At 22.7% G+C, this 20333-nt stretch carries 21 protein-coding genes; 4 read left to right on the forward strand and 17 right to left on the reverse strand.

The features are described 5' to 3' along the window. Positions 1-312 precede the first annotated feature (312 nt). From AAHM89_RS09475 to AAHM89_RS09485, 3 genes are all read right to left on the reverse strand, one after another. On the reverse strand, positions 313-1290 hold the full coding sequence (locus AAHM89_RS09475; RefSeq protein ID WP_342266176.1) for an IS3 family transposase: 978 nt from the start codon (positions 1288-1290) through the stop codon (positions 313-315). A gap of 137 nt (positions 1291-1427) precedes the next feature. Continuing rightward, on the reverse strand, positions 1428-1895 hold the full coding sequence (locus AAHM89_RS09480) for a hypothetical protein (RefSeq protein WP_342266177.1): 468 nt from the start codon (positions 1893-1895) through the stop codon (positions 1428-1430). 160 nt (positions 1896-2055) lie between these two features. Next, a complete protein-coding gene (locus AAHM89_RS09485) occupies positions 2056-2268 on the reverse strand; it encodes a hypothetical protein (RefSeq protein WP_342266178.1) in 213 nt (70 codons plus the stop codon). A gap of 199 nt (positions 2269-2467) precedes the next feature. On the opposite strand from AAHM89_RS09485, the gene AAHM89_RS09490 reads away from it, so the two are divergent. Then, a complete protein-coding gene (locus AAHM89_RS09490) occupies positions 2468-3445 on the forward strand; it encodes an IS3 family transposase (protein WP_342265776.1) in 978 nt (325 codons plus the stop codon). Positions 3446-3449: 4 nt separating this feature from the next. Here AAHM89_RS09490 and AAHM89_RS09495 read toward each other — a convergent pair whose 3' ends face one another. The 6 genes from AAHM89_RS09495 to AAHM89_RS09520 all read right to left on the reverse strand — a co-directional run bounded on the left by AAHM89_RS09495 (position 3450) and on the right by AAHM89_RS09520 (position 9685). Further along, a complete protein-coding gene (locus AAHM89_RS09495; protein ID WP_342266179.1) occupies positions 3450-3794 on the reverse strand; it encodes a transposase family protein in 345 nt (114 codons plus the stop codon). Between the two features lie 40 nt (positions 3795-3834). Next, positions 3835-3987 carry a hypothetical protein gene (locus tag AAHM89_RS09500; RefSeq protein WP_342266180.1) on the reverse strand — a complete coding sequence of 51 codons (153 nt, stop codon included), beginning with the start codon at positions 3985-3987 and terminating at the stop codon, positions 3835-3837. Between the two features lie 2 nt (positions 3988-3989). Next, positions 3990-4940 (reverse strand): ankyrin repeat domain-containing protein, encoded by a 951-nt coding sequence (locus AAHM89_RS09505; RefSeq protein WP_342266181.1) that lies wholly within the window; start codon positions 4938-4940, stop codon positions 3990-3992. A 267-nt stretch (positions 4941-5207) separates the two neighbouring features. After that, positions 5208-6143 carry a bifunctional oligoribonuclease/PAP phosphatase NrnA gene (locus AAHM89_RS09510; protein ID WP_342266182.1) on the reverse strand — a complete coding sequence of 312 codons (936 nt, stop codon included), beginning with the start codon at positions 6141-6143 and terminating at the stop codon, positions 5208-5210. Between the two features lie 19 nt (positions 6144-6162). Further along, positions 6163-7101 carry a bifunctional oligoribonuclease/PAP phosphatase NrnA gene (locus AAHM89_RS09515; RefSeq protein ID WP_342266183.1) on the reverse strand — a complete coding sequence of 313 codons (939 nt, stop codon included), beginning with the start codon at positions 7099-7101 and terminating at the stop codon, positions 6163-6165. A gap of 19 nt (positions 7102-7120) precedes the next feature. After that, the gene (locus AAHM89_RS09520) at positions 7121-9685 is read right to left on the reverse strand and encodes a PhnE/PtxC family ABC transporter permease (protein WP_342266184.1); all 2565 of its coding nucleotides are present in this window, start codon (positions 9683-9685) and stop codon (positions 7121-7123) included. Positions 9686-9941: 256 nt separating this feature from the next. Between AAHM89_RS09520 and AAHM89_RS09525 the strand changes: the two genes are divergently transcribed. Continuing rightward, positions 9942-10919, forward strand: coding sequence for an IS3 family transposase (locus tag AAHM89_RS09525; protein WP_342265776.1), 978 nt, complete (start codon positions 9942-9944; stop codon positions 10917-10919). A gap of 4 nt (positions 10920-10923) precedes the next feature. Here AAHM89_RS09525 and AAHM89_RS09530 read toward each other — a convergent pair whose 3' ends face one another. From AAHM89_RS09530 to AAHM89_RS09560, 7 genes are all read right to left on the reverse strand, one after another. Next, positions 10924-11085, reverse strand: coding sequence for a hypothetical protein (locus AAHM89_RS09530; protein ID WP_342266185.1), 162 nt, complete (start codon positions 11083-11085; stop codon positions 10924-10926). Next, positions 11078-11869, reverse strand: coding sequence for a phosphonate ABC transporter ATP-binding protein (gene phnC / locus AAHM89_RS09535; RefSeq protein WP_338987292.1), 792 nt, complete (start codon positions 11867-11869; stop codon positions 11078-11080). Before phnC ends, AAHM89_RS09530 begins: the two co-directional genes overlap by 8 nt. Positions 11870-11948: 79 nt before the next feature. Beyond that, positions 11949-13166 carry a PhnD/SsuA/transferrin family substrate-binding protein gene (locus AAHM89_RS09540; protein WP_342266186.1) on the reverse strand — a complete coding sequence of 406 codons (1218 nt, stop codon included), beginning with the start codon at positions 13164-13166 and terminating at the stop codon, positions 11949-11951. 176 nt (positions 13167-13342) lie between these two features. Continuing rightward, positions 13343-13573 carry a hypothetical protein gene (locus AAHM89_RS09545; RefSeq protein ID WP_342266187.1) on the reverse strand — a complete coding sequence of 77 codons (231 nt, stop codon included), beginning with the start codon at positions 13571-13573 and terminating at the stop codon, positions 13343-13345. Positions 13574-13704: 131 nt separating this feature from the next. Further along, positions 13705-13875, reverse strand: coding sequence for a hypothetical protein (locus AAHM89_RS09550; protein WP_342266188.1), 171 nt, complete (start codon positions 13873-13875; stop codon positions 13705-13707). Positions 13876-14265: 390 nt separating this feature from the next. Continuing rightward, positions 14266-15615, reverse strand: coding sequence for a hypothetical protein (locus AAHM89_RS09555; RefSeq protein ID WP_342266189.1), 1350 nt, complete (start codon positions 15613-15615; stop codon positions 14266-14268). Positions 15616-15635: 20 nt separating this feature from the next. Next, positions 15636-17771, reverse strand: coding sequence for a hypothetical protein (locus AAHM89_RS09560; RefSeq protein WP_342266190.1), 2136 nt, complete (start codon positions 17769-17771; stop codon positions 15636-15638). Positions 17772-17878: 107 nt separating this feature from the next. Here AAHM89_RS09560 and AAHM89_RS09565 point away from each other — a divergent pair, with 107 nt between their 5' ends. Both AAHM89_RS09565 and AAHM89_RS09570 read left to right on the forward strand, forming a co-directional pair. Then, entirely contained in the window at positions 17879-18301 is a 423-nt protein-coding gene (locus AAHM89_RS09565; protein WP_339045912.1) for a transposase family protein, read from the forward strand. A gap of 23 nt (positions 18302-18324) precedes the next feature. Beyond that, positions 18325-18732 (forward strand): transposase family protein, encoded by a 408-nt coding sequence (locus AAHM89_RS09570; RefSeq protein ID WP_339045908.1) that lies wholly within the window; start codon positions 18325-18327, stop codon positions 18730-18732. A 411-nt stretch (positions 18733-19143) separates the two neighbouring features. Here the strand turns inward: AAHM89_RS09570 and AAHM89_RS09575 are convergent, their stop codons facing one another. Beyond that, complete coding sequence (locus AAHM89_RS09575) at positions 19144-20319, reverse strand: hypothetical protein (RefSeq protein ID WP_342266191.1); 1176 nt, start codon at positions 20317-20319, stop codon at positions 19144-19146. Between the last annotated feature and the right edge of the window lie 14 nt (positions 20320-20333).

The raw sequence follows: 20333 nt of genomic DNA on the forward strand, positions 1-20333 counted from the left end.
TAAACTCCTAACCTATAATTAAACTAATTGCTCTAACAAATAATCATAAAGGTATAATATTTTCTATTCCACTAACAATATCAACATTTAAAGCAGTACTAATCGTATCTGAAAAAATATGTCGTAATAAACTATCTGTTGTAAAAAGAAATTGTCTTAATGGTTCAACTGGTAAAACTTTACCAACAACACCATAAAGTACTCATCTAAAAGCATTACGTAAATGTCCAAAGACATCATATCAACTTGGTCTTTCATATTTGGGATTAGGTGGTTGGCCCTTAATTACTGGACCATTTTTGATATAAAATTCTAAATTTTAATTTGTAAAATTGGTGGTTTTAGAAATTTAAAATGTATTCTTTCATAATTATAAAACATAACATATTGATTTACATCATTTATAGCTTCATTGATGGATAAATATTGATTTGATCCTTTAGGTAGTCATTCTTGAGATAAATGAGAAAATCAGTTTTCAGATAATACATTACCACCAATATCATAAGGTTGTTTTTTGCTTAAAATTATTTGTTTATCCTCTGCTCATTTTGTGATATCCTGACAATAAAATTCGTTGGCGTTATCTGAATGTAAAATAACATTTTTTACTTGATTTCAAGAAAATTGTTTGTTGATTTTTTCAAGAGCAGGAAGAATTAAATCCTGATATGATTTATTAGGAGCAATATTATAACTAACAACATTATTTGAATAAAAATCAATAATTACAAAAAGATATAATCATCCTTCTTTAGTATTTATTTGTTTAGTGTCCATTGATCAAATTTGATTTGAAGAGGTTGTACTTTTATAATCTTTGTTTACTTTATCCATTGTAGGTATTCACTTATTTGGATTTTTTTTGTTTTTAGGATAGTTATTTTTAGTTTGTTTTAATCCTTGAATATTGTGTTCTTTCATAATTTTTCGCATTTGTTTTATTGATAATTCTATATTTAAAATGATATTTTTTTCTTGTTTTAATCACTCTTTAAAAGCTGAAAAAATTCTTAAATATCCATAAATTCTGCCTTTTCTTGTAGAATGAAATTCGATTAAAAGTTGGCATATTTTTTGATATTTATGATTGCATTTAATAATATGATTTTCTTCTTTTTTAATAGGTTTTTGTTTATTTTTTAAAAAGTAATATGTTGATCTGTTTAATTGAAGATATTGACATAGGTTTCTAATTGAATATTGATTTTTACAATCATCAATAATTTTAATTTTTTCTTTGATATTTAATTTGTTAATTACTAATGCTATTTGTTTAATTTTATCCATTAATAAAAATCCTTTCAGGTTAAAATTAGTGTTAATTATATAACACAATTGTTTTTAGAATACATTCAGGTTTTTTAAATTAATGGTCTAGTAAAAAGGGCTAAGTGGCTTAAAAGGACTATTTGGTGGCACTGGCGTTATATTTTCACTTGAAAAATATTAACTTGACCAAAATTTAACTGTGGTGACATATAAGAATATGAATCACCGTGAACGTCAAAAAATACTGTTAAATGTTTTAAACTTGGTACACGAATAGGCAAAGTAACAAAATTATATAAATCTTGTTGATAAATATCATTATCCACTTTACCTTTAAAAACATACTTTGTATTACCAACATAATCTAAAAAACTAAAAGTAAAATTAGCAGTAAAAGTTTTAAAACGTTCATATTCAAAATAAAACATAAATCCTTGAATATAAAAACTCAAAGGTTTATCAATTTCAAAATTTAACTGTGTTTGAAAATTTATAACTCTCCTATCGTTATTAACAAAATTCAAATGATTAGTATTCTTTTCTGAAACATAATTATGATTAAACATAATACGTGAAAATTCATCCAATTGTTTTCTATTAAAAGTATAAACGCCAGACCCCATATTTATCTGTTGTTTTGGAACACCAACTGTATCACTATAATAAGAACATATATAAGTACCCTGATTACCAATATATTCACCACTAACTAATTTTAATTATCAAAATGGTTATCAATTTGATGATAATATTAAAACTAACTTTATTAATAACGAAAATAAATTAATGTATCAATTTAATAGTGTTGATAATATTAAAAGCAAAATTTCATGGTATTGTTGCTCAATCATCAAAATTATGATACTTAACATGTTTAACCATTTCTTTTGTAATATCATAATTAACAACATTATGGTCATTTGAAGCAATTAAACTAGTTGGTGCTTGAACAGAAGTATTTACAACAAAAAACAATTTAGCAAATTTAAATCACATAATTATTTACCAAACAAACATCTTAAAACTCATCATAAACCATAAAATATAATAAATCCAATAAAAAACTGCGTTCCATAAACGGTGGTTGCCACTTAGCCCTTTTTACTAGACCATTAATTTAAAAAACCTGAATGTATTCTAAAAACAATTGTGTTATATAATTAACACTAATTTTAACCTGAAAGGATTTTTATTAATGGATAAAATTAAACAAATAGCATTAGTAATTAACAAATTAAATATCAAAGAAAAAATTAAAATTATTGATGATTGTAAAAATCAATATTCAATTAGAAACCTATGTCAATATCTTCAATTAAACAGATCAACATATTACTTTTTAAAAAATAAACAAAAACCTATTAAAAAAGAAGAAAATCATATTATTAAATGCAATCATAAATATCAAAAAATATGCCAACTTTTAATCGAATTTCATTCTACAAGAAAAGGCAGAATTTATGGATATTTAAGAATTTTTTCAGCTTTTAAAGAGTGATTAAAACAAGAAAAAAATATCATTTTAAATATAGAATTATCAATAAAACAAATGCGAAAAATTATGAAAGAACACAATATTCAAGGATTAAAACAAACTAAAAATAACTATCCTAAAAACAAAAAAAATCCAAATAAGTGAATACCTACAATGGATAAAGTAAACAAAGATTATAAAAGTACAACCTCTTCAAATCAAATTTGATCAATGGACACTAAACAAATAAATACTAAAGAAGGATGATTATATCTTTTTGTAATTATTGATTTTTATTCAAATAATGTTGTTAGTTATAATATTGCTCCTAATAAATCATATCAGGATTTAATTCTTCCTGCTCTTGAAAAAATCAACAAACAATTTTCTTGAAATCAAGTAAAAAATGTTATTTTACATTCAGATAACGCCAACGAATTTTATTGTCAGGATATCACAAAATGAGCAGAGGATAAACAAATAATTTTAAGCAAAAAACAACCTTATGATATTGGTGGTAATGTATTATCTGAAAACTGATTTTCTCATTTATCTCAAGAATGACTACCTAAAGGATCAAATCAATATTTATCCATCAATGAAGCTATAAATGATGTAAATCAATATGTTATGTTTTATAATTATGAAAGAATACATTCTAAATTTCTAAAACCACCAATTTTACAAATTAAAATTTAGAATTTTATATCAAAAATGGTCCAGTAATTAAGGGCCAACCACCTTTTAAAAATTGGTAATCTTTGTGGTTACTAAGTTTATTTTCTACTCAAGTAATATTTCGAAAACAACTTGATGGGTTCATTTTAGATTTAATACTCATTTGAAAAAAAGTATAATATTCTTTTCAGTATAATAAAGTCATCATTAATCTTTCTTCTACTGAAAGTTTATTTTTTCGACCTTTATTTTTTTCTAATTTTTCTATTTCAATTAATTTTTCTAACATTTCATTAAAATGAAAACGTTTTATACCAAAATATCTGTAAAATTCTTCATTTTTTAATTTTTTTAAATTTTCAAAAATCATTTTTATCAACACTTTTCTAAATTTATTGTTAATAACAAAATTATAAAATAAATTTTAAAATTATTAATTGACTTTTAAAAAATTTAATTACGGAATATGTCTTTAGTTTTTTTTCTAACATTGCATTTTCTCTTATTAAAATACTAATGTTTTCTTTAAAAAAATCAATTTCTTGTTCCTTGGCTCTTAGCATATCTAAAGTTGTAAACTTACTAACATTTTTTCATTACGTTCATTCTGAACTTTTTTATATTCGTTATTTTCAAAATCTAATTCTTTAATTCTCTCTTCATTTTTTTCTAAAATTAGTTTCAATTCTTTAATTTTAGTCTTATTTTTATCTATTTTTTGCTTTATTTTTTCATATTTTTCGTTCATATCTTGCAAAGTTTTTTCCTTACTTTGTAACTCTTTTTTTAATTGTTTAGTTTCATTTCTTAATACTTCATTTTCTGTTCGTAAATTTTTTTCTTTATCAATCATTTTTGCAAGTTCTTGAATATGATTTTTTATCTTATCTCTTTCTGTTGATAATTGCACAACTTTTTTAAAGTTAATTTCAAAATTATTCATTAATTTTTTAGTAATTTTTCTCTTGTAAAAACCAAATGTTAAAATGTTTAATCATTTTCTACTTTTTCTTGCATTTTCTAATGATTTACGTTCAATTACTAAAGCATCAATGTCTTTTTCTAATTTTGATAAGTTATCAATACAACTTTTAAATTCATTATTGAATGAATTTCTAACAAAAATTGAATATTCTAATTTTTCAAGTTCCTCTAATTTACTTGTAAATTGCTTATATAATTGTCTATTAGCACTATTTATATTTTCAAAACTAAATAATGATAATAATAAAGAAATTATAAATACTATTTCTTTATGATCCTTCTTTTCGGCAATTTCTAAAGGAGTATCACCATTTTTATTTTTAATATCTATACTAGTACTAATACCACTTGCTTTAATGAGCAGTTTTACCATTTCAATATCTTGTTTTATAACTGCCAAATGTAAAGGGGTATTACCATCTATATCTTCAATATCTAATTTTGCACCAAGTGAAATCAGCTTTTTAACACTTCTTATTTGCCCTTTTCAAACAGCGATATGTAATAATGTTTCTTTATTTTGATTTTGCATATCTAAGGGAACACCTTTATTAATTAAATAATCAAAATCCCTATCATATCTAATAATATCATTATCAGTATTACTTTGTGAGTTTTTTTCATTTTTTAAAAATTCATTTTTAAGTGCAATTTTATATTCCTCCTAACAAAAAAACTCATTTACCTTAAAATTAAAGTAATGAGTTAAATTAAAGTAATGAGTTAAATTAAAACTTATATTAAATAAATATTTTCGTTAATACTAACATATTTTAAAACTTTTGCAATATATAATTTATTATTTTACTAACAAATTATACATTTCAATAATTTCATTAACTTGTATTCAATCTTGAAAAGTGGCTCCTGCATAATGATCATGTCCACCACCACCAAATTGTTGAGCAACAGTATTAACTTTTATATAATTACTACGAAAAATACCAATAATTGGCCCATTAATTTCAGTTTGTGAAAACATCATTCAAATTTTACTATCATTAATATTTGCTAATAAATCAACATGTTCATTAGCAGTAAAAGCAGATACTACTAGTGGTTTTAATAGTTCTGCTTTTAAACAACAAGATATTACTTTATTATTTGAAATATAATTTTTAAATATTAATGATTTTAACTTTAAAGTATCTACTGTTTGTTCATAATATTTATTATAAATACTAGTTAAATTAATATTATAACTACTTAAAAATGATAAAACTTGGAAAGTAGTACTATTTACAACTGGATAATGAAAACGATTAGTATCACTAACAATACCAATATAAAGAATTTCTGCAATTGTTTCATCAATTTTTAATTCTAAAATTTTAATTAAAAAAGCAATCATTTCTGATGTTGAACTTGCTTTTTCATCTATTCATTCTAACGAACCATACTTATCACTATTAGGATGATGATCAATTTTAATAATGGAGTGTGCTTGCTCTTTAAATTCACTATTAATTCTAGAAAATGTTGCAGTATCAGTCACAATTACTAAACTATCTGTAATCATATTTACTGTTTCTTGATGTAGATATTGATTTCATCATGAAAAACGTTTTGATTTTTCATTAACACAATAAACTTCTTTCTTGGGAAACATTTTTTTTATTAACAAATATAAAGCAATTGAACTAGCATAAGCATCACCATCAGGATTAATATGTGCTAAACACACTATTTTTTTATGCTCTTTAATTTTTGTTCAAATTTGATCTATAATTTTCATTTTTTCAAGCCTTTAATATTTATAATAAATTTTCTAAAGCTTTTACTAGTTTATTAAAATCATTTTGACTTCACACTTTACATCCAGCAGCACTATTATGTCCACCACCACCAAATTGTTGAGCAACAGTATTAACTTTAATCATATTATCACTTGTTCTTAATTCACATCTAATATGTTGATCTGGATATTCAATACCAACAACCCAAATTGGATGATTAATAACATTATTAAATATATTTACATGAAAAGCCGCTTTATCAGCACTAATATTTAATTTATTTAAATATTTATTACTAATAACCAAATTAATAATACCTTGCGGTGATATTTGATAATTACTATAACAATATTTTAAAAGTTCAACTTCATTACTATTTTTATAATCAAGTTTTTCATAAATAGTAGTAATATTTTGTTTATAACTTTCTAGTAATTTGCTAGTAATAAGAAAAGTACGACTACTTATTTGTCTTAACATAAATCTTGTAGTATCAGTAATTATTCCAGTTAATAAACACTTAGCAATTAATTCATTACAAATTAAATTATTAGCAAACATAAAATCAGCAATCATTTCACAAGCAGCAGGATAAGTAGTATCTACTCACTGATAATCACCATATTCGTCATTATTGGGATGATGATCAATTTTAATTATTGTTTTGGCCAAATTATAACGTTGATCATCAATTCTTTCTGTATTGGCTGTATCAGTCACTATTACTAATGCATCTTTATACAGATCATCATTAATAACATCCATAGTACCTAAAAATGTTAAGTATTCCACCATTGTTCCAACAGCATAAACATTTTTCTTTGGAAAATTTAAGTTTATTAATTGCTTTAATGCTAATTGCGAACCAATAGCATCACCATCTGGTAAAATATGACGATGTAAAATAATGATATCATTTGCTTTAATAGCAGCAATAATTGACTTTCATACTTCCATATTTAATTCCCCACTTTTATTATTCATGACGTAATTTTACACTTTTTCATAAATTTTTAACAATATTAATATCATTATTTAAATCAACTTTTAAAATCTTTTGATCATTTTTATTTTTTTTAAGTAAAAATCCATATTCTTTTTTTAAATTATCAATTCTTAATTTATTATTATATTGTTCATTTGTATTTAAAGTATTATTTATTTTTTTAAGTTGCATAATTTCATTATTAAGTTTTATTTTTAATAATTTGTAATCTTTTTTTAGTTTTTTAGAAGCAATTTTATATTCTTTTTTTAATGTTTTTATTTTTAAAACGTTATTCTTTGCAGATTTTTTTAAATATTTTTTACGACTTTCAATTAAATTTCTAACTGCTGCAACATATTGTAAATTATGTTCTTTCATTGTTATTATTGAATTATCAGTAGTTAAATTAAAATAGTGACAATAGTTATTTGCATAGGTTTCACTCCATGAAATTCTACTTTTAGATTTAAATTTATAACATTGTTTTATTCATTTTTTAAAACTTGTTCTAAATATAATAACATTTGTATATTTAAATAATGCTTTTAATTCTTCAAATGACATACTAACTGTGTTTTTGTCTAAAACTCGACCATTAATAACATACCAAGGTGATTGATATCTTTTAATAAGTTTATTAAATTTATAAATAAAACGTGGATCCAAACCATTTTTAATTTTATTTCTCAACATATTAATAATCAATTCTAAAATTACAGTTGTAAATATCATACCAAATAATAGTGCACCAAATTCATGATAATAAGAACTTGTTCAATATCCACTTAAAACAAAACCAAAGTTACCAGCACCAACAACTCCTAAAATTGCTGCCTCAGTAATATTAATACTAAAACGATAAATTCCTCATGAAACAATATTTGCTGAAACTTGTGGTAATATTCCATAACGGAAACGTTGTAAATAATTTGCACCAGATGCTGTTAATGTTTCTAATATTGTAGTGTCAATATCATTAAATGACTCTCGAATATATTTAGAAAGCATTCCCGTTGTTGCAATAGCTAAGGCAAGAGCACCTGTAAAGGGACCAAGCCCCACTAGAGAAATCAAAATAATAGCATAAATATATGAAGGAATTGGACGAATGATTGTAGCAATTATTCAGAAAAAATTAGCAATGTATTTATTTGTAACTTTATTTGAACTTAACATTCCTAAAATAAAAGCACAAATAAATCCTAAAAAGGTACCAACAATAGCAATAATTATAGTTTCAAAAATCAAATATACAACAGAAAAAGGAATAGAATTACCATTTCAACCAGTAGTTGTAAATAAAGAACTTCAAGAAATATTGAACATATCTTTAATATGTTGTCATGTATCGCTAATTTGAGCATTATTTGCTAAAACAAAATCAATTTGTGAAAAACTGTAAATAAAAAATCCTAAAATAATTATTACAAAAATAATTCTTTTAATATAAGATAATGGTTTTCTTTTATAAACCTCATTCACTGTTAAATTATTTTTAAATTGTTGATGATATTCATTAGCAAGATTTTGTTTTTCCTTTAAAGTTGTCAATTTAGTATTAGTAACCATAACTTGATAATGAATTTTGCTTACTTTATCTAATCTAATTTTTTGTAATAATTGTTGATCAAAAATATATGTATCTTGATTATTTAATTTTGCATTTTTAAAAGCTAATTTATCATTTTTAATATTATTTTTTAACTCTTTAATTTTTGTTTTTAATATTACTTTTTTTTGTGTTTTTAACTTTTTCAATTGTTTAATAATATCATTTCTTTCAGAAATATTATTAGTATTTTGTAATTTTAATTTTAATTCTCGATTTTGTTGTTTTCAATCAGATAAAATAATTTGTGTTTTTCAATAAAAAAAATTAGGTAATTTATTTAATAAAATAGTTTTTTTAGTAAATTTCTGTAATTGTTTTTTATCAAGAATTTTATCATTATCATTCATAATTCATTTTTTAGTAATAAAGGATGCTAATTCAATTATAACAATTGTTATAATTAATAAAAATAATAATCATCCAACTTGTGGTCATTGTTTACTATCAATTTTATTTTTAATCATAGAACCAATACCAACTTTTGCTACTAATCCAATAATAGCGCTATAACGAATATTAACTTCTAATGCATATCATCATGTTGAAACAATGTGTTTCATTACTTGTGGAAAAGCGGCCGCTTGAAAACAAGTAAATTTATTAGCACCAGTTGCTGATAATACTTCATAGGGTCCCATATCAATTTGTTCAATACGATCATAAATCATTTTTGCTGTCATACCAAAAGTAAAAATAATAATTGCAACTGTTACTGTTAACATATTGGGTCCAAAGATACCTACAAATAACAATGAAAAAACAAACGCAGGAATTGTTCTAAAAATTGCTAAAATAGTTTTTAATATACCATTAATTATCTTATTATGAAAAATATTTTTTGAAGCAAAAATAGCTACTGGTAAAGCAATTGTTGTTCCAATAATAGTACCAGCAAAGGTCATAATAAAAGTTTGTCAAATACTTGCAAATGATAAGTACATAAAACTATGAGGTTCAATATCAGGAAAAGGAACAGAATTAAATTCACTAAAATTTCAATTTATAAGTTGTTTAATTCTATCTCCTAAAGTACTAAAACCACTAAAAAACTCATTTCAATCTGGATTAATAAAGTTAAAACCAATAATGCCACTTAGCCCTTTTTACTAGACCATTAATTTAAAAAACCTGAATGTATTCTAAAAACAATTGTGTTATATAATTAACACTAATTTTAACCTGAAAGGATTTTTATTAATGGATAAAATTAAACAAATAGCATTAGTAATTAACAAATTAAATATCAAAGAAAAAATTAAAATTATTGATGATTGTAAAAATCAATATTCAATTAGAAACCTATGTCAATATCTTCAATTAAACAGATCAACATATTACTTTTTAAAAAATAAACAAAAACCTATTAAAAAAGAAGAAAATCATATTATTAAATGCAATCATAAATATCAAAAAATATGCCAACTTTTAATCGAATTTCATTCTACAAGAAAAGGCAGAATTTATGGATATTTAAGAATTTTTTCAGCTTTTAAAGAGTGATTAAAACAAGAAAAAAATATCATTTTAAATATAGAATTATCAATAAAACAAATGCGAAAAATTATGAAAGAACACAATATTCAAGGATTAAAACAAACTAAAAATAACTATCCTAAAAACAAAAAAAATCCAAATAAGTGAATACCTACAATGGATAAAGTAAACAAAGATTATAAAAGTACAACCTCTTCAAATCAAATTTGATCAATGGACACTAAACAAATAAATACTAAAGAAGGATGATTATATCTTTTTGTAATTATTGATTTTTATTCAAATAATGTTGTTAGTTATAATATTGCTCCTAATAAATCATATCAGGATTTAATTCTTCCTGCTCTTGAAAAAATCAACAAACAATTTTCTTGAAATCAAGTAAAAAATGTTATTTTACATTCAGATAACGCCAACGAATTTTATTGTCAGGATATCACAAAATGAGCAGAGGATAAACAAATAATTTTAAGCAAAAAACAACCTTATGATATTGGTGGTAATGTATTATCTGAAAACTGATTTTCTCATTTATCTCAAGAATGACTACCTAAAGGATCAAATCAATATTTATCCATCAATGAAGCTATAAATGATGTAAATCAATATGTTATGTTTTATAATTATGAAAGAATACATTCTAAATTTCTAAAACCACCAATTTTACAAATTAAAATTTAGAATTTTATATCAAAAATGGTCCAGTAATTAAGGGCCAACCACCAATTACTAATGTAATAACAACTATTAAAAATGACCAAAAGAAAATCTTTTTTGGAGGACTAGAATGATGATTATTAATAACAAATGGTTTTTTTGAAGTAAGCCCACTTAATTTTCTAATCATTTTTAATATCTACTTTCTCATATTTATTCCCATAAATATTTTTTAAAATTGTTGGTGTAACATCTTTTGAAGAACCATCATATACAATTTGACCATCTTTAATGCCAATAATTCTAGTTGCATACTTTAACGCCAACTCTACATGGTGAATATTAATAATAACTGTTAAATTATTATTAATGTTAATTTTTTTAAAATCCAACATAACTTGATTTGCTAAAATTGGATCAAGAGCTGAAACAGGTTCATCTGCAATAATTAAATCAGGTTGTTGTGTCAAAGTTCTAGCTAACGCTACACGTTGTTGTTGACCACCAGAAAGATTACCACAACGAACATATGCCTTATCTAAAATATCTAATTGTTCTAAAGCACTTAAGGCAATCATTTTATCTTTTTTAGAAAAAAAACCAAAGAATCGATAAAAAAATGGTAATTTTGCAACTCTAGCATTTAAAGTATTTTTTAATACACTTTGTGTACCAATATTATTATAACTTTGAAAAATCAAACCAATTCTCATTCTTAATCTTCTTAATTTACGACCTATTAATTTATTTACAACAAATTTTTTAGTTTCTTTATTATTATCTAATAATTCAATCGTAATTTTTCCTGAAGAAATAGTATTCATTTTATTTATTGTTCTTAATAATGTGGTTTTACCAGCACCAGAAAGACCAATAACACCTACAAATTCACCAGGGTAAATTTGTAAATTAACATCCTTTAAAGCATGAACACCATTAGGTCAAACTTTATTGACATTTTCAAATTTAATCATTTATTTATAAACTCCTTATTTTTATATATGTAATAAAAAGAAATAAAGTACTAATCTACTTTATTTCAAAATTTATCATTTATTGACTAGCTTTTATCAAATCAATAGCATCTTTTATTTCGTTAGTTGCTTGATTATACTTATCATTTTGCTCAGTTTCTCAAGTTACTGCTTGCTCTGGAGTTGCATCTTTACTTGGAGTAATATAGTCAGTATGTGAATAAACATCAAAAATTTCAGCATTTTTTGGATCATTAATTAACTCTTTAAATGCTTCACGAATTGCAGCAAGTAATTTTTGATCTTTAATTGCTTTTTTAGAATAACTAATTCCATCATTAGGAACACCACTTGTTAAACCAATCATTGTTGTATTTTCATAATCTTTTTTTACTTGTTCTGCATCAGCGCGAATATCAGTATAACCAAAAGTAATATCAGAAGCACCATTAGCAACATTTTGTGCTGCTGCAGTAAAAGATTCAACGCGAGATTGATTTTTTAAAATATCAGCAATTTCTGTTTTTTCAACACCATTATCTAACATTCATTGTACAGGATAAATAACACCTGCTCCTGATGTATTAGATGTTAATAATTGAATTTTGTCTTTTCCTTCGGCTTTAGCATCTTTTATTAACTGTTGAATTTTTGTTTTATAAGTAGTTGCATCATCAAATAAATGGTCAATATCAACTTTACTTTTTTCTCTAACTAAAAAATTGTTATTAACAATAATTTCAGCACGGTAAAATGAGGTTGATTTATGCTCATCAGTTTGATGATAAAGTTCTTTATAAGCATCCTCATGACTTTTTATACCCTTAGCAGCAATCTCATTATAATTTTTAACAATTGACATTTGTTCATTAGTGTCAATAATTCTTTTCTCACTTGTTTTATTATTAGTTTCTGGTCTCATTGCATTTCTTTGTGCAATTACTAATGGCGCTGCATCAGCATAGTTTCCAGGATTAATTGCTCTACCACGATAATCAATGTAAGTACCCATTGGTAAAAATGCTAATGCTGTTTTGCCATCCTGTAAAGCTTGTCCAGCTGCTTGATAATCAGTTGTTGTTGTAATCTTAACACTTCGATTAAATTCTGGGTCTAATTCTTTAATTTTATTTTTCAATAAACCTTCTAATGGTTTTACAATATTCATTACTTTAATTGCATCTTTTGAAGGTACAAAAGCAATTTTTAATGAATCATCTGGTGAACACGCGATTAATGGCAAAGCAGCACTACTTGTTAAAGCAAATGTTGCAATGGTAGAAATCAGTTTTTTCATGAAAAATAATTTCCTCCTTGAAATTAAAATAAAATACTACTTTTTTTCACAAAATAGAATTACACGAACATTATAGCATAGAACTTTTAAATAATTTTAAAAACTTTTTTCCTTATCTTATAACTAAAAAGAAAAAATACTATTTTTGAAAAATTATAATATTATTGTAATACTTTTTAAATAATGATAAGAGGCATTAATTTACTATTTATTGTATCTTGTTGACAGCTATCACTTACATTTATCTTCTTAACATTTAATCATTCTTGAGTATCTAAAGCATCATAAAATTCTTCCTCTTCATCAATCTGTTGTTCTATAAGAGTATTTTCAACATAATATCTTCTTCTTGAACTTTCAGCAATAATAGTTTCTGCTTCAGCAATACGCTGATTTGCTTTTAACATCTCTTTTCTATTTTTTGCTTGTAACTCATTTAATTGTTCTAATAATGGTCGAGTTTCATTATTATTTTTTTCATTTATTAAATGGTTTAAACATCCTAGACTAATAATTTTAAAAATATGATTTTTAAAATTTATTTTTTTATTCTTTTAATATAAAAAAATTCTGTTTTTTCTTCTTCGTTGATGGTTTCTGTTGAATTTTTTAAAAGTTTTATTTCAATTGTAGAATCTTTATTATCTTTTCTATTTTGTTCTAAACATTGCTTAGTTTTTCTAAATACTAATTGACATTCTCTATCCATAATTATTCTCCTTTTTAAAAAATAAAACTCATTTACTTTGTATAAAAGTAGTGAGTTAAAAACTTATCTAAGTTTAAATTAATTATAATTAATAATTTAATTACTATTAAAATAGTGCTAAAATCATACTTATCTTTACAATTAATGTAAAAAAATTATTAATAATTACATTAAATCTTGTAATTTTGTTATATTAAATTAAAAAATAAGAAGTATTTGAAATAATACTTCTTATTTTTAACTAAATACTTATTTTATATATTTGAGAAATTAGGATTAGTTCTGTTTGTTGATCGTTGCTAAAATATTAAACGTTAATATTCTTCGTAAATTAAATATATTTTCACATATTTATTAATTAAAATTTATACTAATATCAAATTTTAATTATTAACTCATTGTATTAGTCAGTGTTACATTATTTAAAGAAATATCATAACCAGGGCCAACACTATAGTGAATACAAATAGCCGCTATACAATCAAGTCTACAATAAATATAATTATCATCATGTCATAAATATAATGCTGTGTTTGTTCAACCGTCATCAGAAAAAACACCTGCTTGTGCATAAATTTTATAATAATCAGAAGAATTAAATGAATTTACTACATCATCAATACTATTTAATGAAACAGCTTTATCTTTAATATCACCTATATTAGCATTTAAATTATTATTTGTATCTCAGTTGCCTGTAATACCATTTTTAGCTTTTAAATAAGAATTTGAATCAAATGATAATTTAGAATATACTGATTTAAATTGTTCTCAACTATTAGTATACTGTTTTCAGTTTATTAATTTTATTGGATCACTTCAACACGCATCATAACCTCATCAATCATCACCAAAATTATTACTATCATGTCAATTAACATTACTTTCAATATTATCATTATTTCAATTATTATAATATACTTCAACTAACTTATCATTATTAAAAATATAATCTAATGAATAATTTTTATATAAATTACTTGTACCATCACACATTGGAGTTTGATTAATAAAATTATAAAAAACATTATTAGTGATAATTAAATTAATAATATTATTTACTATTCCATATGTTTTTTTTAAACTACTATGTTCCATAAAATAACTTGCTAATGAATCAGCAATTTTTTCATCAATTCCTCCTGTTTGTCGCACTGCTTTAGCAATATAATATAATCCCAATGTTTCACTTAAATTATCACTATGTTCAACTTTGTGACCACCGGCTTGTTGTGAAATATCAATATGATTTTCAATTCCACCTTCTTGAAAAAAAATTCACTTATTACTATTAAAACCAGTAAAATAATTTGTTGAATAAAAATTATCATTATTATTGATTGTTACTTGACAATTAGTTATCATTTCTTGTTTAGTATTATTAACATCAACTTTATCTTTTTCTGGTATTATAATATCTTTTTTATAAACTAATTCACCTTTATCATCAACAGTAAATAATGTTCGTGCTAATGTCTTACCATCACTTAATAAATAATCAGCATGACTAGTATCATAACTATAATACTTATGATCTATTGTTGATTGATTAGTAATTCAATCATCATCACTTAAGTAACCATATTGATTATTAAATAATGAAGTTGAAATATTATTTATTGATGATTTGTTTGTTAATCTACTGCTAATAACAGTATTATCATTAATACTATTAATAATAGTATTACTTGTTAAAGTTAATGTTGTTAATGTACTTAAAGTTATTAATAATTGTTTCATTTTATATTCTCTTTTCTTTATTAACTCATTAATTGGTAATTAAAATTAAAATCAGGGAATGTTAAAGTAGCGCGTTCACTAACAGTTTCACCTTTAAATCTGTCTGATAAATCAAAAATATAAAGTGTATTATCTTTGGTTGGTTGTATTTCATCATTAGTAAATATTAATTTTACATTATTTAAAGCTCAATCTGAACTTACTGAAACATCAGTTTCTAAAAAAATACTTTTTGTTTTAGTAATTAAATCTCAAAAATTAGTTACCTTATCGCTAGTAATATCTTTACTAATATCAGCTGTCATACTACCTTTATTTTTACCATCTAATATATAATTAATAATAAAGTTTCCACCAAAACTATCAGCAATTGGATAATAAGAATTATTAACAATTGTATTTAATAAACTATCTTTATTAGAAATTCATTTATCTAATAATTTGTTTTGTTCATAAAAATGTTGACCTTCCTGTAAAACGTTTGTATCTTTACCATCTTTTAACCAAATACCATCTAAATCAAAAGGTGTTCTTGAAAAATTACCAGCAATACTTTTTTTATTATGACCATGAATAGTAACGTTAATATTCTCTAAACTATTTTTTAATTTATAAGTAGAACCGTTATCTTTAATGCTAATTGTAAAATCTTTACCTAATTTATTATTAAAAATATTATCACCCACCGCTAAAGTAGTTGTTACATCATAATCTGTTTCATCAATAATAAGTTCAGTATCATGAGTTTTAAAATAATTTTGAACAATAACTTTAATAGTAGTACTAATATTAGTATTAATTAAATCTAAAGTAGTTTGTGTTAATTTAGTGTCAACATTTTTATTATAAATAGTATTATCAACATCAACATTTAATCATTTAGATTTATCATTTTGATGATAGTAAGCATTTTCAATAATATTTTTTAAATCTGTTTCATTACTTAAATCAACGCACTTATTAATTACACTAACTTGTCCTTGATAAGTACCTGCAAAATTTAATTGATTAGCATTTTTTCAAGAACTAGTTATTTTGTAATCAATATTTACTGCGTTAGTAAAATCTTGATTTTCTTTATTATCTTTAATAAAAATATTGTAATATTTATCATTAATGTCTTCTGAATTAATTTTTAATTGTTGACTTAATTTTTGTTTAAATTCTGTTTGAATTTTACTAACTAAATTAGCTTTTATATCAGTAATTGGAGTTGCTTCTGGTGTTTTTACTGATATTACTTGTTGTGGAATTATTAATGACAAAGTTGAAAGATCAAAAGCTTTATCATAATAACTGTAATAAATTTGAATGATATTGTTAAACTCATCAAAAATGTAATTAATTGTATACTTACTATTATCATTAGTTAAAAACGGAACATTAGTCATATAATCATAAGCATTATCATTTGTAATCAATAAATGAATAATCTTGTCAATTAAAACATCACTTAAACTACCGTTTAGACTACTTTGAGTAATAAAATAGTGTGCTAAAATATCAGCATCTTGTTCTTTAAAAGAACCATCTGATTCTCTTACTGCCTTAGCAATATAATATAGCCCTAAACCTTCACTTAAACTATTATTATTTTCAACATTATTAGCATTTTCTTGTTGTGAAATATCAATATGAGTTTCCACTTCACTTTGTTGAACATATTTTCAATTAATACCGTCACCAGCAAAATAATTAATAGCATATTGGCTACCACTATAACTGTTAGTTGGATTATTAATAGTAGCAACTTTACGATGAAATATCATTTCTTGTTTAGTATTATTAACGTCAACTTTATCTTTGTCTGGTATCATAGCATCTTTTTTGTAAATTAATTCACCTTTATTATCAATAATAAATAATGTTCGTGCTAATGTATTACCATCACTTAATAAATAATCAGCATGATTAGTATCATAACTATAATATTTATTGTCTATTATTGATTGATTAGTAATTCAATCATTATTATTTAAATAACCATATTGATTATTAAATAATGATTTATTTTGATTTATTGGAATGACAGGTAGTATTTTCTTTTTACTAGAAATATTGTTTTTTTGAACTACTATCATCATACTATTAAACATTGTATTACTTGCTATTGTTAATGTTGTTACTGTACTTAGAGTTAATAAAAACTGTTTCATTTACAAGACATATTCCGTAATTATTTTTTTGAAAAATCAAGTAATAATTTTAAAATTTATTTTATAATTTTGTTATTAACAATAAATTTAGAAAAGTGTTGATAAAAATGATTTTTGAAAATTTAAAAAAATTAAAAAATGAAGAATTTTACAGATATTTTGGTATAAAACGTTTTCATTTTAATGAAATGTTAGAAAAATTAATTGAAATAGAAAAATTAGAAAAAAATAAAGGTCGAAAAAATAAACTTTCAGTAGAAGAAAGATTAATGATGACTTTATTATACTGAAAAGAATATTATACTTTTTTTCAAATGAGTATTAAATCTAAAATGAGCCCATCAAGTTGTTTTCGAAATATTACTTGAGTAGAAAATAAACTTAGTAACCACAAAGATTACCAATTTTTAAAAGAAAGATATAAATTAAAAATTGATAAAAAACAAGAAAATTCAAATGAATTTCAATTTTATTTAATTGATTCAACTGAGATTGAAATTGAAAGACCAACTAAAAAAAACTACAGTTAGAATATTTTTCTGGTAAAAGTTGAATGTATTCTATAAAATTTCAAATTGTATATGATTTTTTTAATAAAAAAATTGTTGATATTTTTGCTGATAATGGTAAAGTGCATGATTTTCAAATATTAAAAAATTCAAATCTTGAATTTTCAGAAAAAACAATAATTATTGGTGATTTAGGATATCAAGGTATACAAAATATTTATAAAAATACAATAATACCAATTAAAAGAACTAAAAATAAAAAATTAACTAAACAAGAAAGAAAATACAATAAGATTGTATCTAAAATTAGAATTAAAGTTGAACATGTCTTTGCTTGATTGAAAAGATTCAAAATTTTAGTAAATAAATGTAGAAAATCTAAATTTAGACTTATGTACTTAAGATTTAACTTACTTTGTGAAATTTTTAATAAAATAAAACCATTAAAATAAAAAAAATATTAAAAATATTTTTTTAAAATTTAAATTTTTATCGAGTTAATATAAAAATATTATTAACAATTTTTTGTTTAAAATGTAAACTCATTTTTTAAACTATTTTTTCAAAAAATATTTATTTCTATATTCAATAACACTAAATAGTTTTAAAACAATTTTATTGACAATTAATTAAATTTAATTACGGAATATGTCTACAATACCTTCTTTTACTTTTTACCATTTTTAAAATCATAATTAAATTTAATAATAAATAATTAATTTGAAAAAACATATTTATTTAATTCATAATATTATTAAATGTTATATTATTTAATTTAATATCAGAATATGAAGTTGATCCTAAAAAAGTAGCTGTCATTATATGTCATTTTCAATAAATATTATTATCATCATGTCAAAGTTCTAAATAAATGGTGGTCACGTACTAATATTGACTTGAAAAATTGAATTATCAATATCTTTTTGTTGATTAGTTTTTATATTTGTTGTTGTGACTTGAGAATTTAGAGATTTATAGTCTTCTTTACCACTTCCCGTTGAAACTTTTAAATATGAATTAGCATCAAAATTAAAAGTTGGATATTTATTAGTAAAAGTATTTCAATCACTTGCATAGTCAGTTCATTTTACTATTGTATATGTATTAGAATAATCACTATAATTTGAACTAAATCAATTATATGAGTCATTTCATTTATAATTTAAGTTATTTTCTATATTTGATTTATCAAATTCAGTATAATAAACTTCAATTAAATTATTATCTTTATCAAAAATATAATTAATTGAATAATTTTTATCATTTACGTTCATTGGTGCACTATATATAAAATTAAAAACATTATTATTGCTACTAATTAAATTAATAATAATATTAATTAAATTATCATTAATTTGCCCTTTTAAACTACTTTGTGTCATAAAATATTGACCTATTTTATTAGCAATAGTATTATCAATTAAATTATTTTTTGCTGCTTTTGCAATATAATATAAACCTAATGTTTCACTTAAACTACTACTATGTTCAACTTTATCAGCAGCTACTTGTTGGGAAATATCAATATGTTTTTCAACTCCACCAAATTGAATATATTGTCAATCAGTATTATCACCACTAAAATATTTGTTAGAATATTCACTTTTACTATATGGATTATAAATATTATTAATACTATCAATTTTTTTATGACTAATCATTTCTTGTTTAGTATTATTAACATCAACTTTATCTTTTGCTGGTATTATAGCATCTTTTTTATAAACTAATTCACCTTTATCATTAACAATAAATAATGTTCGTGCTGATGTCTTACCATCACTTAATAAATAATTAGCATGACTAGTATCATAACTATAATATTTATGTTCTATTATTGATTGATTAGTTATTATATCACTATCATTTAAATAGCCATATTGATTATTGAATAATGAAGTTACAGAATCACTTATTGATGATTTATTTACTAATAATTTATTAATGGTAGTATTAGTATCATCAATAGTATTAATAATACTATTACTTGCCAAAGTTAATGTTGTTAATGTACTTAAAATGATTAATAATTGTTTCATATTACTTTTTCCTT

It is taken from the genome of Spiroplasma endosymbiont of Villa modesta (genome assembly GCF_964030925.1).
Taxonomy (GTDB): Bacteria; Bacillota_I; Bacilli_A; order Mycoplasmatales; family VBWQ01; genus Spiroplasma_E.